Origin of the sequence: Streptomyces sp. HUAS CB01, from assembly GCF_030406905.1 — a bacterium.
GTDB lineage: Bacteria > Actinomycetota > Actinomycetes > Streptomycetales > Streptomycetaceae > Streptomyces > Streptomyces chengbuensis.
Genome location: NZ_CP129137.1, coordinates 4,872,165 through 4,885,418, shown reverse-complemented (window position 1 = coordinate 4,885,418; position 13,254 = coordinate 4,872,165). Strand labels below are relative to the sequence as shown.

General features: G+C 72.2%; 15 protein-coding genes. 10 read left to right on the top strand and 5 right to left on the bottom strand.

Annotated elements, in window-relative coordinates; all coding sequences use genetic code 11:
• Positions 1 to 94: 94 nt before the first annotated feature.
• A complete protein-coding gene (locus QRN89_RS21730) occupies positions 95 to 1,291 on the top strand; it encodes a mannosyltransferase family protein (RefSeq protein ID WP_290351047.1) in 1,197 nt (398 codons plus the stop codon).
• A 58-nt stretch (positions 1,292 to 1,349) separates the two neighbouring features.
• Here QRN89_RS21730 and QRN89_RS21725 read toward each other — a convergent pair whose 3' ends face one another.
• A complete protein-coding gene (locus QRN89_RS21725) occupies positions 1,350 to 1,988 on the bottom strand; it encodes a PH domain-containing protein (RefSeq protein ID WP_290351046.1) in 639 nt (212 codons plus the stop codon).
• Positions 1,989 to 2,087: 99 nt separating this feature from the next.
• Between QRN89_RS21725 and deoC the strand changes: the two genes are divergently transcribed.
• The 3 genes from deoC to QRN89_RS21710 are packed head-to-tail and all read left to right on the top strand — an operon-like array spanning position 2,088 to position 5,373.
• Positions 2,088 to 3,035, top strand: a complete 948-nt coding sequence (deoC, locus tag QRN89_RS21720; RefSeq protein ID WP_290353810.1) for a deoxyribose-phosphate aldolase — start codon at positions 2,088 to 2,090, stop codon at positions 3,033 to 3,035.
• Between the two features lie 6 nt (positions 3,036 to 3,041).
• Positions 3,042 to 4,490, top strand: coding sequence for an aldehyde dehydrogenase family protein (locus QRN89_RS21715; RefSeq protein ID WP_390701328.1), 1,449 nt, complete (start codon positions 3,042 to 3,044; stop codon positions 4,488 to 4,490).
• Complete coding sequence (locus QRN89_RS21710; RefSeq protein ID WP_290351044.1) at positions 4,483 to 5,373, top strand: aldehyde dehydrogenase family protein; 891 nt, start codon at positions 4,483 to 4,485, stop codon at positions 5,371 to 5,373. Before QRN89_RS21715 ends, QRN89_RS21710 begins: the two co-directional genes overlap by 8 nt.
• A gap of 101 nt (positions 5,374 to 5,474) precedes the next feature.
• Here the strand turns inward: QRN89_RS21710 and QRN89_RS21705 are convergent, their stop codons facing one another.
• Positions 5,475 to 5,816 (bottom strand): hypothetical protein, encoded by a 342-nt coding sequence (locus tag QRN89_RS21705; protein WP_290351043.1) that lies wholly within the window; start codon positions 5,814 to 5,816, stop codon positions 5,475 to 5,477.
• 50 nt (positions 5,817 to 5,866) lie between these two features.
• On the opposite strand from QRN89_RS21705, the gene QRN89_RS21700 reads away from it, so the two are divergent.
• The gene (locus QRN89_RS21700) at positions 5,867 to 6,595 is read left to right on the top strand and encodes a uridine kinase (protein WP_290351042.1); all 729 of its coding nucleotides are present in this window, start codon (positions 5,867 to 5,869) and stop codon (positions 6,593 to 6,595) included.
• 97 nt (positions 6,596 to 6,692) lie between these two features.
• Here the strand turns inward: QRN89_RS21700 and QRN89_RS21695 are convergent, their stop codons facing one another.
• Entirely contained in the window at positions 6,693 to 7,469 is a 777-nt protein-coding gene (locus QRN89_RS21695; protein ID WP_290351041.1) for a SigE family RNA polymerase sigma factor, read from the bottom strand.
• Between the two features lie 181 nt (positions 7,470 to 7,650).
• Between QRN89_RS21695 and afsQ1 the strand changes: the two genes are divergently transcribed.
• The 5 genes from afsQ1 (at position 7,651) to QRN89_RS21670 (ending at position 11,474) form a co-directional block, all read left to right on the top strand.
• On the top strand, positions 7,651 to 8,328 hold the full coding sequence (afsQ1, locus tag QRN89_RS21690) for a two-component system response regulator AfsQ1 (protein ID WP_290351040.1): 678 nt from the start codon (positions 7,651 to 7,653) through the stop codon (positions 8,326 to 8,328).
• Positions 8,325 to 9,842 (top strand): ATP-binding protein, encoded by a 1,518-nt coding sequence (locus QRN89_RS21685; protein ID WP_290351039.1) that lies wholly within the window; start codon positions 8,325 to 8,327, stop codon positions 9,840 to 9,842. The genes afsQ1 and QRN89_RS21685 overlap by 4 nt, the downstream gene beginning before the upstream one ends.
• A complete protein-coding gene (locus QRN89_RS21680; RefSeq protein WP_290351038.1) occupies positions 9,839 to 10,531 on the top strand; it encodes a hypothetical protein in 693 nt (230 codons plus the stop codon). The genes QRN89_RS21685 and QRN89_RS21680 overlap by 4 nt, the downstream gene beginning before the upstream one ends.
• A gap of 77 nt (positions 10,532 to 10,608) precedes the next feature.
• Positions 10,609 to 11,181, top strand: a complete 573-nt coding sequence (locus QRN89_RS21675; RefSeq protein WP_290351037.1) for a VanZ family protein — start codon at positions 10,609 to 10,611, stop codon at positions 11,179 to 11,181.
• 92 nt (positions 11,182 to 11,273) lie between these two features.
• Positions 11,274 to 11,474: a PspC domain-containing protein gene (locus tag QRN89_RS21670; RefSeq protein WP_290351036.1), complete on the top strand. Its 201-nt coding sequence runs from the start codon at positions 11,274 to 11,276 to the stop codon at positions 11,472 to 11,474.
• A gap of 118 nt (positions 11,475 to 11,592) precedes the next feature.
• Here the strand turns inward: QRN89_RS21670 and QRN89_RS21665 are convergent, their stop codons facing one another.
• Together QRN89_RS21665 and QRN89_RS21660 are read right to left on the bottom strand one after the other, a co-directional pair.
• Positions 11,593 to 11,901: a hypothetical protein gene (locus tag QRN89_RS21665; protein WP_290351035.1), complete on the bottom strand. Its 309-nt coding sequence runs from the start codon at positions 11,899 to 11,901 to the stop codon at positions 11,593 to 11,595.
• 133 nt (positions 11,902 to 12,034) lie between these two features.
• Positions 12,035 to 13,222, bottom strand: a complete 1,188-nt coding sequence (locus QRN89_RS21660) for an adenosine deaminase (RefSeq protein WP_290351034.1) — start codon at positions 13,220 to 13,222, stop codon at positions 12,035 to 12,037.
• Positions 13,223 to 13,254: the final 32 nt, after the last annotated feature.

Sequence of the window (13,254 nt, the reverse complement as noted above, 5' to 3'; positions counted from 1 at the left end):
TTTCCCTACGGCAACCGACCTACCGGCCCGTGCCCTTCCGTGCCCCGCGGGTGAAGGTGACCCCGGTAGCGTCCGCCGAATCACCGGAGCCCCCGTGCCCCCGACCGCAACCCAGCACGCCACCGTCCCCGCCTCCCGCCGGGCACCCGGCTCGGGAGGCGGCGCCGTACCCGGCGGGCGGAGCCGGCTGCTCCACGCGCTGAACCGGGCCGCCCCGGCGCTGCTCGGCTATCTCGCGGTGCGGCTCACGGGGCTCCTGGTGCTCGCACGGTGGGCCCACCTCAAGGGCGAGAGCCTCTGGCCGACGCTGGCCGTCTCCTGGGACTCCCACTGGTACCTGGCGATCGCCGACCACGGTTACCACCACGAGCTCGGCCCCGCCCTGAACACCAACAACCTGGCGTTCTTCCCGCTCTACCCGGTGCTGGTGAAGGCCGTCGCGGCGGTGACCCCGGGCAGCCGCGCCTCGGTCGCCCTCGCGATCGCGATGGTCGCGTCCGTCGCCGCGGCGTGGGGCGTCTTCGCGGTCGGCGAGCGGCTGCACGGATGGCGTACCGGGACGGTCCTCACGGTGCTGTGGGGCGCGATGCCCGTCGCCGTCGTCCAGTGGATGGGCTACACCGAATCCCTCTTCACGGCGCTCGTGGCCTGGTCGCTGTACACGGCGCTCACCGGCCGCTGGCTGTGGGCGGGCTGGCTCGCGGCCCTCGCCGGGCTCACCCGGCCGACGGGCGTCGCGATCGCCGCGGCGGTGACGGCGGCCGGGCTGGCGGCGTTCGTCCGCGGTCGTGGCCGGCGTGCGCTCGCGGGCGCGCTGATCGCCCCTCTGGGGTGGTGCGGCTATGTGGCCTGGGTCGCGCTCCGACTCGGGCGCTGGGACGGCTACTTCGCCGTGCAGCAGCGGTGGACCAATGTGTGGGACGGCGGGAAGGCGACGCTGGAGGAACTCACCCAGCAGCTCGCGTACGACGCGGACCCGCAGCTGCTCATGCTGCTGGTCTCGGTCGTCCTGGTGCTGGCCACGGGGCTGTACCTGCTCTGCCTCGCCGACCGGCAGCCGCTCGTGCTGGTGGTGTTCACGGGGGTGATGCTGCTCATCGTCCTCGGGAGCGGCGGCGTCTACTTCCCGCGCGCCCGGTTCCTGCTGCCCGCGTTCCCGCTGCTGCTGCCCGTCGCGTTGGCGGTGGCGCGGGCGCGCCGGGCGGCGGCGCTGCTGGTCCTGGGCGGGGCGGTGCTGTCCTCGGCCTGGCTCGGCGGGCATCTGCTGCTGGTGTGGCAGGGGCCGCCGTGACGCACCGCGGGCCGCGCACCGCACAGGTACCCGGCGCGGCGGACCGGACGACGGCCGATCAGCCGACGGCCAGCAGCACCACCAGGGCGACCGCTCCCACGACGACCGGGCCGGCGATCTCGTACGCCCAGCGCACCTGCGGCTCGCCCTTGGCGGTCGGCCGGTGCGCGGCCTGCTCGGACAGCTCCCGCAGTTCGGCGATGGTCCGGTCCCCGGGCGCCACGTGCGGCGCGCCACCGGCGAGCCCGCCTCCCCGTCCCGCTGTGCCGGCGGAGTCGCCCGCTGCGGCCCTGGACTGCCTGCGGGCGGCCGTCTTCCGCTGCCTCAGCGACACCGGCACGGCCCACAGCTGGTACTTCGTGCCGTCCTCGGTGAGGACCTCGCTGGAGTACGCGGCGCGCACGTCCGCGACCGTCTGCCAGGGCAGCGTGATCGTGCGGAAGGGGTTCCTGATGCGGAGCCGGTCGTCGTTGGCGAAGACGGCGGGACGCAGCGTGAAGGCGACGATCAGCGGTACCAGCACCAGGAGCCCCGCGAGCGCGACCCAGGGCGTCAGCCCTTCGCCGCGGACGAGCGCGTCGCCGCCGATCCAGCCGGTGAGGGCGAGCAGCAGCACACCGGCCGCGATGCCGGAAAGCGAACGGTAGGCGCGGTCGGCGTAGACCGGCTCGGCGGTCGGTGGCTGGGGGCTCTTCATGCTCACGATTCTGCCCCATGGGCCCCTGGCCCCCGATGACGAGTCCCGGGTGCCCCCTGTACAGGTTGCTACGCGCGTAGATATGCTGGTCTGGTGACCATGCCCACCATTGCACCTGCATTCGCTGACGTGACCTCGTCCGACAGCGCACTGCGCCGCTTCCTGCACGGGCTGCCCGGGGTCGATCCTGTCGGCCTGGAAGCGCGCGCCGCGTCCCTCGGCACCCGCTCGATCAAGACGACGGCCAAGGCGTACGCCATCGATCTGGCCATCTCGATGATCGACCTGACGACGCTGGAAGGCGCGGACACCCCGGGCAAGGTCCGGGCGCTCGCCGCCAAGGCCGTCAACCCCGATCCGACCGACCGCACCACCCCGACGACGGCCGCCGTCTGCGTCTACCCCGACATGGTGGCCACCGCCAAGGCCGCCCTGGGCGGGGCCGACGTGAAGGTCGCCTCCGTCGCCACGGCCTTTCCCGCCGGCCGCGCGGCCCTCCACGTCAAGCTCGCGGACACCCGTGACGCCGTCGAGGCCGGGGCCGACGAGATCGACATGGTGATCGACCGCGGCGCCTTCCTCGCGGGCGACTACATGAAGGTCTTCGAGGAGATCCGCGCCGTGAGGGAGGCCTCCGGCCCGGCCCGGCTGAAGGTCATCTTCGAGACCGGCGAGCTCTCCACGTACGACAACATCCGCCGCGCCTCCTGGCTCGGCATGATGGCCGGAGCCGACTTCATCAAGACGTCGACCGGAAAGGTCGCCGTCAACGCGACCCCGGCCAACACCCTGCTCATGCTGGAAGCCGTCCGCGACTTCCGCGCGCAGACCGGCGTACAGGTCGGTGTGAAGCCCGCCGGCGGCATCCGCACCAGCAAGGACGCCATCAAGTTCCTGGTGCTCGTCAACGAGACGGCGGGCGCGGACTGGCTGGACAACCACTGGTTCCGGTTCGGCGCGTCCAGCCTGCTCAACGACCTGCTGATGCAGCGCCAGAAGCTGGCGACCGGCCGCTACTCCGGCCCCGACTACGTGACGGTGGACTGAGACCCCATGACCATGGACAAGCATTCCGTCTTCGAGTACGCCCCCGCACCCGAGTCGCGGTCGGTCGTCGACATCGCCCCCTCGTACGGCCTCTTCATCGACGGCGAGTTCACCGACGCCGCCGACGGCAAGGTCTTCAAGACCGTGTCCCCCTCCACCGAGGAGGTCCTGTCCGAGGTCGCCAGGGCGGGCTCCGAGGACATCGACCGTGCGGTGAGGGCCGCGCGCAGGGCGTTCGAGAAGTGGTCCGCCCTGCCGGGCCGGGAGCGCGCCAAGTACCTCTTCCGCATCGCCCGGATCATCCAGGAGCGCTCGCGCGAGCTCGCCGTCCTGGAGACCCTGGACAACGGAAAGCCGATCAGGGAGACCCGCGACGCGGACCTCCCGCTGGTCGCGGCGCACTTCTTCTACTACGCGGGCTGGGCCGACAAGCTCGACCACGCCGGCTACGGGGCGAACCCGAAGCCGCTGGGCGTCGCCGGCCAGGTCATCCCGTGGAACTTCCCGCTGCTGATGCTGGCCTGGAAGATCGCCCCCGCGCTCGCCACCGGCAACACCGTCGTGCTCAAGCCCGCCGAGACCACCCCGCTGTCGGCCCTGTTCTTCGCGGACATCTGCCGCCAGGCCGGGCTGCCCAAGGGCGTCGTCAACATCGTCCCCGGCTACGGCGACGCGGGCGCCGCGCTCGTCGCGCACCCGGACGTGAACAAGGTGGCCTTCACCGGTTCCACGGCGGTCGGCAAGGCCATCGCCCGCGAAGTGGCGGGCACCGACAAGAAGCTCACGCTGGAGCTGGGCGGCAAGGGCGCCAACATCGTCTTCGACGACGCGCCCATCGACCAGGCCGTCGAGGGCATCGTCGGGGGCATCTTCTTCAACCAGGGCCAGGTCTGCTGCGCGGGCTCCCGCCTCCTCGTCCAGGAGTCGATCCACGACGAGCTGCTGGACTCCCTGAAGCGGCGGCTGTCGACGCTGCGCCTCGGTGACCCGCTGGACAAGAACACCGACATCGGCGCCATCAACTCGGCCGAGCAGCTGGCCCGGATCACGGCCCTCGCCGAGACCGGCGAGGCCGAGGGCGCGGAGCGCTGGACGGCACCGTGCGAACTGCCGTCGTCCGGTTACTGGTTCGCGCCGACGCTGTTCACCAACGTCACCCAGGCCCACACCATCGCCCGTGACGAGATCTTCGGCCCGGTGCTGTCCGTGCTGACGTTCCGCACCCCGGACGAGGCCGTCGCCAAGGCGAACAACAGCCAGTACGGCCTGTCCGCGGGCATCTGGACGGAGAAGGGCTCCCGCATCCTCGCGGTGGCGAACAAGCTCCGCGCGGGTGTCGTGTGGGCCAACACCTTCAACAAGTTCGACCCGACCTCGCCGTTCGGCGGCTACAAGGAGTCGGGCTTCGGCCGCGAGGGCGGCCGTCACGGTCTGGAGGCCTACCTCGATGTCTGAGTCGACGCGTCTGTCCGTCTTCAAGACCTACAAGCTGTTCGTCGGGGGCAAGTTCCCCCGCAGCGAGAGCGGACGGGTGTACGAGGTGACCGACTCCAAGGGCAAGTGGCTCGCCAACGCGCCCCTCTCCTCCCGCAAGGACGCGCGTGACGCGGTCGTCGCGGCGCGCAAGGCGTTCGGCGGCTGGTCGGGCGCCACGGCGTACAACCGCGGCCAGATCCTCTACCGCGTCGCCGAGATGCTGGAGGGTCGCAGGGACCAGTTCGTCCGCGAAGTGGCCGACGCCGAGGGCCTGTCGAAGTCCAAGGCGGGCGCGGTCGTGGACGCCACGATCGACCGCTGGGTCTGGTACGCGGGCTGGACGGACAAGATCGGCCAGGTCGTCGGCGGGGCGAACCCGGTCGCGGGTCCGTTCTTCAACCTGTCGACGCCCGAGCCGACCGGTGTCGTCACCGTCCTCGCCCCGCAGGAGTCGTCGTTCCTCGGGCTGGTCTCGGTGATCGCCCCCGCGATCGCGACGGGCAACACGGTCGTCGTCGTCGCCTCGGAGCGGGCCCCGCTGCCGGCGCTGTCCCTCGGCGAGGTGCTGGCCACGTCCGACCTCCCCGGCGGCGTGGTCAACGTCCTCTCCGGCCGCACGGCCGAGATCGCCGCCCCGCTGGCGGCGCACCAGGACGTCAACGCGATCGACCTGACAGGAGCCGAGGCGCAGCTCGCCAAGGAGCTTCAGGTCGCCGCCGCGGACAACCTGAAGCGGGTGCTGCGGCCCCGCACGGAGGACTGGACGGCCGACCCCGGGACGGACCGGATGACGGCCTTCCTGGAGACCAAGACGGTCTGGCACCCGACGGGTTCGCTGGGGGCCTCCGGCTCCGCGTACTGACCCGTGCCCCGGGCGGCCGCGCCGCCCGTTCCGCACAGCCGCACGCCGAACGGGCCCGCGGGGATCCCTCCCCGCGGGCCCGTGATGCGCCACGCCCTCGGTCAGCCCGGGACGAGACCGCCGAGCAGCGGACCGGCGAGCGGCACCTCGCGCGGGCTGCCCAGGGAGCCGGTGACGTGCCGGGTCTCGATCGCCTTGAAGTCGGCGACCTGCGTGCCGACTCCGTTGTCGAGCGGGTCCACGCCGGTGTGTGCGAGCGGGTTCAGCGGAACGTTCTCGACGGGTGCGCCGACGTACCCGACGGTGTCCGCGAGGGCGTTCACGGTCGCCGAACCGTGACCGTCCGCGTGCGCGGCCTGGGCCGGTGCGGCCCCGGCTCCGAGCGCCGCTCCCAGAGCGGTGACGGTCAGCCCGGCCGCCCTGAGGAATTTCGTGCCTGCCATGGAATCCTGCCTCCAGAAGTAACCGGTCGACGACGCAGCGTAGTTGTGATGTGACGCTCGATACCAACCGGACCTCCGGGGGGTCCCACGCACGGGTCAATGCCTCACACTGGTGTCCCGTGAGTTCCCAACCCCCGCCGACGCGCGTCGTCCTGCTGTCCGGGCCCTCCGGTTCCGGAAAATCGTCCCTCGCCGCCCGCTCCGGCCTCCCGGTGCTGCGCCTCGACGACTTCTACAAGGAGGGGGACGACCCGAGCCTCCCGCTGATGGCGGGCACCACGGCCGTCGACTGGGACTCCCCCGCCTCCTGGGACGCCGACGCCGCGGTCCGCGCGGTCGCGGAACTGTGCCGTACGGGGCGGACGTCGGTCCCCGTGTACGACATCGCCACCAGTTCCCGGACCGGCGTGGGGTCCGTCGACATCTCCCGTACCCCGCTCTTCGTCGCGGAGGGCATCTTCGCCGCGGACATCGTGGACCGGTGCCGGGAACTCGGCATCCTCGCGGACGCCCTGTGCCTGCGCGGGCGGCCCTCGACGACGTTCCGCCGCCGGCTGCTGCGCGATCTGCGCGAAGGCCGCAAGTCCGTGCCCTTCCTGCTGCGGCGCGGCTGGCGGCTGATGCGGGCCGAACGCGGCATCGTCGCCCGCCAGAAGGCGCTGGGCGCCCACCCCTGCGGCGCCGAGGAGGCCCTGGGCCGCCTCGCGGCCGCCGCCGCGGGCCGCCGCCGCGCCCCGGCGCAGGAAGCCGTGCGGGAAGCCGTGCAGGAAGCGGTGTAGGCAACGGACACGCGAAGCGGGGCCGTACAAGACCCCCGGTCCTGTACGGCCCCGCTGCGCTTCCCCCGTGGATCCCCCGTGATCCCCCGTACCGCCTTCAGGCCACCAGCTCGCCGAAGGACTCTTCCTCGTCACGGCCGAAGCTGAGGGCGTCGTCCTCGCGCATCCGGCGCAGGGAGCGCCAGATGCTCGACTTCACCGTGCCGACACTGATGTCGAGGATCTCCGCGATCTCCGGGTCCGTGCGTCCCTCGTAGTAGCGCAGCACCAGCATGGTGCGCTGCAGCTCGGGCAGCCGGGCCAGGGCCTGCCACAGGACCGCCCGCAGCTCGGTGCCGCGCATCGCGTCCGTGTCGCCCGCCGTCTCGGGAAGCTCCTCTGTCGGGTACTCGTCGATCTTGCGCCGGCGCCAGGCGCTGATGTGCAGGTTCGTCATCGTCCGGCGCAGGTAGCCGCCGACCGCCGCCTTGTCGCTGATCCGGTCCCACGCCCGGTAGGTCGAGAACAGCGCGCTCTGCAGCAGGTCCTCGGCCTCGTAGCGGTCGCCGGTCAGGTGGTACGCGGTCGCGTACAGGGAGGCGCGGCGCTCCTGGACGTAGGCGGTGAACGCCGCTTCGGCGTCCGCCCGGCCGCCCTGGCCGCCCCGCTCCCCCGTGGCCTCCCCGTACGCGCTTCCCCCGTGGCCGCCCTCGGCCCTGGCGTCGACGACGGTCATGCAGGCGCGTCCCTGCTCCGCGGTCGACGGCCTGTGCTGGCGCCCGGCGCCGCGAACGCACCCCCGTCCGTTCACGGCGCCGGACTTCTCGGTGTTCCGCACGACGTCGTGGAGACGCGTGACAACTGCGCTTGAAGAGGTGCTGTGCAGTGCGTTCATCTCGCGCCCCCCGTCGGTAGGAGTCCGTTCGTACCTTGTGGAGAAGACTCTGCCCGGGGGACTTCACACCGCTGTCCGCCGACTGTCACAGGGCTGTCACAGGGCCCCGTGTCCCTGGCGGAACGGGCCGCGGCGGCCCAGCGGTCGAACTGTCGGGGCCGCATGGGCCAGAATGACCTCCGTGCCTTTCCTGTTGCTGATCGAGGACGACGACGCCATCCGCACGGCCCTCGAACTCTCGCTGTCACGCCAGGGCCATCGTGTGGCCACCGCGGCGACGGGCGAGGACGGCCTGAAACTGCTGCGTGAGCAGCGGCCGGACCTGATCGTGCTGGATGTGATGCTGCCCGGCATCGACGGTTTCGAGGTGTGCCGGCGGATCAGGCGCACGGACCAGTTGCCGATCATCCTGCTGACCGCGCGGAGCGACGACATCGACGTCGTCGTCGGCCTGGAGTCGGGCGCCGACGACTACGTGGTCAAACCGGTGCAGGGGCGGGTGCTCGACGCCCGGATCCGCGCCGTGCTGCGCCGCGGTGAGCGCGAGTCCACGGACTCGGCGACCTTCGGCTCGCTGGTGATCGACCGCTCCGCGATGACGGTCACCAAGAACGGCGAGGACCTGCAGCTCACGCCGACCGAGCTGCGTCTCCTGCTGGAGCTGAGCCGCCGGCCCGGCCAGGCGCTGTCGCGCCAGCAGCTGCTGCGGCTCGTGTGGGAGCACGACTACCTGGGCGACTCCCGGCTGGTGGACGCCTGCGTCCAGCGGCTGCGGGCGAAGGTGGAGGACGTCCCGTCCTCGCCGACGCTCATCCGTACGGTCAGAGGTGTGGGCTACCGGCTGGACTCGCCTCAGTGAGCAGTGCCGCAAAGAGGGCCATACTCGCGGGACTCGGCTGGACCAGTCTCCGGCTGCGCCTCGTCGTCGTGTTCGGGATGGTCGCGCTGACCGCCGCCGTGTCCGCGTCCGGCATCGCGTACTGGCTGAACCGCGAGGCCGTGCTCACCCGTACCCAGGACGCGGCGCTGGGCGACTTCCGGCAGCAGATGCAGAACCGTGCCGCGTCGCTGCCGGCGCGGCCCACGGAGAGCGAACTGCAGACGACGGCCGAGCAGATGGCGGGCGCCACCGCCGGCTACAGCGTCCTGCTGCTCGGGGAGCGGGCCGTCGGCAAGCCGATCGTCGGCGCCTCGGACCCCGACGTCTTCACGCTCGACGACGTGCCCGCGGAACTGCGGGAGGCGGTGAACGACCAGCCGCATCTTTTCTGGGTGCGCACCCAGCGCGGCAACACGCCCTATCTGGTGGCCGGTACGCGCATCGTCGGCGGCGGGCCCACGGGCTACCTGTTCAAGTCCCTCGACCAGGAGCGCCAGGACCTGAACTCGCTGGCCTGGTCGCTGGGCATCGCCACGGCACTCGCCCTGGCCGGCTCGGCGCTGCTGGCGCAGGCCGCCGCGACGACCGTGCTCAAGCCGGTCCAGCGGCTCGGGCAGGCGGCCCGGCAGCTCGGCGAGGGCAAGCTGGACACCCGGCTTCAGGTGTCCGGCACGGACGAACTGGCGGAGCTGTCGCGGACCTTCAACAACGCCGCGGAGTCGCTGGAGAAGAAGATGGCGGACATGAGCGCGCGGGAGGAGTCCAGCCGCCGCTTCGTGGCCGACATGTCGCACGAGCTGCGTACGCCGCTCACCGCGCTGACCGCCGTGACGGAGATCCTGGAGGGCGAGCAGGACGCCCTCGACCCGATGATCGCCCCGGCCGTGGAGCTGGTGGTGAGCGAGACACGGCGGCTGAACGACCTGGTGGAGAATCTGATGGAGGTGACCCGCTTCGACGCGGGCACGGCCCGGCTGGTCCTCGACGACGTCGACGTCGCCGACCAGGTCACCGCCTGCATCGACGCGCGGGCCTGGCTCGACGCCGTCGAACTGGACGCGGAGCGCGGCATCATGGCCCGCCTCGACCCGCGCCGCCTCGACGTCATACTGGCGAATCTGATCGGCAACGCGCTGAAGCACGGCGGCTCGCCGGTGCGTGTGGCGGTGCGCACGGAGGGCGAGGAGCTGGTCATCGAGGTACGGGACCACGGCCCGGGCATCCCCGACGAGGTCCTGCCCCACGTCTTCGACCGGTTCTACAAGGCGAGCGCCTCCCGGCCCCGGTCGGAGGGCAGTGGCCTGGGGCTGTCCATCGCGATGGAGAACGCCCTGATCCACGGCGGTGGCATCACCGCGGCCAACTCGACGGACGGCGACGGCGGTGCCGTGTTCGTGCTGCGGCTGCCCCGTGACGCCTCCGACATCACCTCGGAGAGCCCCGGGCGGGCCGGCCGGGAGGGCGAGCAGGGAGAGGCGGGCGAGGCGCGGTGAGCCGGGTACACGGATCACGCCGGGCCGCCGGGCCGGGCACGGAGGCCGGGCCGGGCCGCGGCACCGCACGGCACGGAGTGCGCCGGGCGGTCGCGGCCGTGGCCGGCGCCGTGGCCCTCGCGGCCGCCGTCAGCGGGTGCGGCATCAGGACGACCACGGTGCCGGTCGACGCAGGCCCGGCACCCTCCCGGGTTCCGTGCACCCTCTCCGGCAAGGAGACGGCCGCCCAGGCGCAGCCGCAGATGCCGGTACGGGTGTACCTCGTGTGCGCCTCGGCGCTGGAGGCGGTGGACCGTACGGTCCCGATCTCCGAGGGCCGGACCGGCAACCGGGTGCGGATCGCCCAGGCGCTCCTCGGCGAACTGCTGGAGGAGCCGTCGGAGACCGAGCGGGAGGCCGGGTTCGCGAGTCTCGTACGGGGCCCGCTGACGGTCTCCCCGCCGCGCGACGGCGATCCGGCGGGCACGCTGCGGCTGAGCCGCCAGCCCGAGGACCTGCCGCCGGCGGCGCTGGCGCAGGTCGTGTGCACGCTCGCGGAGAGCGAGGCGGCGACCGCGGGCGGCACGGTCGTGCTGGCGGGACCGGGCGAGTACGCGCCGCGCGGCTACCGCTGCACGGACTCGGTCAAGCAGCGCCCCGACACGGCCCTGCCGACCGCGAGCCCGCTGCCCTCGCCCGCCGCCTCCTGACGGTCCCTTTGGCGGATCCGCGACGCGGGCGCGCCCGGGGCGGAACCGATCCCGCCGGTCGTCGCGTCTTGGGGGGCGTGCAGCGTCAAGGTTCGGGCGGCAGTGCCGCCATCGGCTTCCGTGTGGCGGGAGGCGTCCTCCTGCTCGCACATCTCGCTCTCGTGGCGTGGCTGACGCTCCGCCCGCTGGATGTGCCGTGGGTGACGGCGGCGAACCTGGAACCCCTGGCGGGCATCAGAGCCGACCTCGCGGCGGGCCCGGTACGGGCCGCGCGCCGGATCGGCGAGGGGCTGCTCCTCCTGGCCCCGCTCGGGATACTGCTTCCAATGGCGGGCGGCAGGCTCGCCGTCTCCCCCTGGGCCTCACTGGCGCGTACGGTCGCGGCGGGGGCGCTGCTGTCGCTGGGCATCGAACTGCTCCAGACCGCGGTGCCGGGCCGGGTCGTCGACGTGGACTCGCTGCTGCTCAACACGGCAGGGGTGGCGCTGGCCCATCTCCTCGTCGTACCCGCCGGGCGGGCCCGGCTGCGGCGCGGGGGTTCGGCGGGCCGCCGGCCCGCGGGCCCTGGGAAGGAGCGGGGTCCCCTGCTCCGGGAGGACGCCCCTCAGGGGCACACCCCGACGATTCCCAGGGTCGGGATCGCCCCGTAGAGCGACGCTTGTTCCGCTTGTTCCCGGTGAACATGGAGTCATCGGGAGCCCGACGGAACGGCTCCCACGAAGGACTCGTGAAGGAGCCCACCATGGCCGCACTTGCCCGCCCTCGTGACGGACGCATGATCGGCGGTGTGTGCGCAGCGCTGGCACGGCGCTTCGGCACCTCCGCGACCACGATGCGCGTGATCTTCCTGGTGTCCTGCCTGCTGCCCGGTCCGCAGTTCCTGCTCTACGTGGCGCTGTGGCTGCTGCTGCCGACGGAGAAGTCCGCCTCCACCGCCTGGTGACGGCGGCCGCGACCACGCGCAGGGGGCGCGCACCCGGACACCGGGTGCGCGCCCCTCGTCGTCGGCGATCGCGCCGTCAGGCGTCACCCGTCTGCGGTTCGGACGCCGTCCGCCCGGGTCACAGGGGCAGCGGAAGCCCGTTCAGCGGGAGGCCGTTCAGCGGGAGACCGCCGGTCGGCAGGCCACCGACCGGGAGGCCGCCCAGGAGACCGGCGGCCGGGGCGGGCGCGGGCAGGATCCTGGGACCGGACTGCTGGGCGAGTTCCTCGACGGCGGGCAGCACGGTCGGCTGCACGGCGGAGAGGGCGTCCACCGGCGTGCCGACGTCGGGGAGGGACGTCGCGGCCGACGCGGAACCGGCGGCGGCAGCGGCGAAGGCGGCGCCGAGAGCGGCGACACCGAGGGTCTTGGCAGCAGCTTGCTTCATCAGGTGTGTTTCCTTGGGGAGGGGAATTGCGCGGCTTTGCAAGCTAGCCAGCGTCTCCTCGGCCCCGCAAACACCCGGAGGGCGGAAAAAGACCGGGAGTTGACACTCCCGGCCGCTTCCGCATTCCCTGAACTCAGCCCTTTTCCCCGGTGGAACCGCTGGTCGTGGCGGTCTGCTGGAAAAGCCACTCGGACTTGAGTTCGGCGTATCCGGGCTTGATGACGTCATTGATCATCGCGAGCCGCTCATCAAAAGGAATGAACGCCGACTTCATCGCATTGACCGTGAACCACTGCATGTCGTCGAGCGTGTAGCCGAATGTCTCGGTCAGCAGCTCGAATTCACGGCTCATGCTCGTGTTGCTCATCAACCGGTTGTCCGTGTTGACGGTGGCCCGGAAGTGCAGCCGGCGCAGCAGCCCGATGGGGTGCTCCTCGTACGAGGACGCGGCGCCCGTCTGCAGGTTGGACGTGGGGCACAGTTCGAGCGGGATCCGCTTGTCCCGGACGTACGCGGCGAGCCGACCCAGCTTCACGCTGCCGTCGGCGGCGACGTCGATGTCGTCGATGATGCGGACGCCGTGGCCGAGCCGGTCGGCGCCGCACCACTGGAGCGCCTGCCAGATGGACGGCAGCCCGAAGCCCTCGCCGGCGTGGATCGTGAAGTGGTTGTTCTCCCGTTTGAGGTACTCGAACGCGTCGAGGTGGCGGGTGGGCGGGTAGCCGGCCTCGGCCCCCGCGATGTCGAAGCCGACGACGCCCGCGTCGCGGTAGCGGTTGGCGAGTTCGGCGATCTCCAGGGCCCTTGCCGCGTGCCGCATGGCGGTCAGCAGGGCACCGACCCGGATGCGGTGGCCGTTGGCCCGGGCCCGGCGTTCGCCCTCCCGGAAGCCGGCGTTGACGGCCTCGACGACCTCTTCGAGGGTCAGTCCCGCTTCGAGGTGCTGCTCCGGCGCGTACCGCACCTCGGCGTAGACGACGCCGTCCTCGGCCAGGTCCTCGGCGCACTCGACGGCGACGCGCTCGAGGGCCTCCCGGGTCTGCATGACGGCACAGGTGTGCGCGAACGTCTCCAGGTAGCGTTCCAACGAGCCGGAGTCGGCGGCCTCGTGGAACCAGATGCCGAGCTTGTCCGGCTCGGTCTCGGGCAGGGCGTCGTAGCCGACGGCGCGGGCGAGGTCGATGACCGTGCCGGGGCGCAGCCCGCCGTCGAGGTGGTCGTGCAGAAGAACCTTCGGGGCGCGGCGGATCTGGTCCGTGGTGGGCCCCTGGTGCCCGGGGGCGCTTCCCCGGGAGGACGCGTGGGGTGTCTGGCTCGTCATCTCCGCACTCTAATCCCTACGCGCGTAGAAGG

Coding starts and splice junctions, on each gene's coding strand:
- QRN89_RS21705 (WP_290351043.1), bottom strand. CDS start 5,816: ATGGCAGGCACGAAATTCCTCAGGGCGGCCGGGCTGACCGTCACCGCT.
- QRN89_RS21670 (WP_290351036.1), top strand. CDS start 11,274: ATGGCCGCACTTGCCCGCCCTCGTGACGGACGCATGATCGGCGGTGTG.
- QRN89_RS21660 (WP_290351034.1), bottom strand. CDS start 13,222: ATGACGAGCCAGACACCCCACGCGTCCTCCCGGGGAAGCGCCCCCGGG.
- QRN89_RS21725 (WP_290351046.1), bottom strand. CDS start 1,988: ATGAAGAGCCCCCAGCCACCGACCGCCGAGCCGGTCTACGCCGACCGC.
- deoC (WP_290353810.1), top strand. CDS start 2,088: ATGCCCACCATTGCACCTGCATTCGCTGACGTGACCTCGTCCGACAGC.
- QRN89_RS21695 (WP_290351041.1), bottom strand. CDS start 7,469: ATGAACGCACTGCACAGCACCTCTTCAAGCGCAGTTGTCACGCGTCTC.
- QRN89_RS21665 (WP_290351035.1), bottom strand. CDS start 11,901: ATGAAGCAAGCTGCTGCCAAGACCCTCGGTGTCGCCGCTCTCGGCGCC.
- QRN89_RS21715 (WP_390701328.1), top strand. CDS start 3,042: ATGACCATGGACAAGCATTCCGTCTTCGAGTACGCCCCCGCACCCGAG.
- QRN89_RS21710 (WP_290351044.1), top strand. CDS start 4,483: ATGTCTGAGTCGACGCGTCTGTCCGTCTTCAAGACCTACAAGCTGTTC.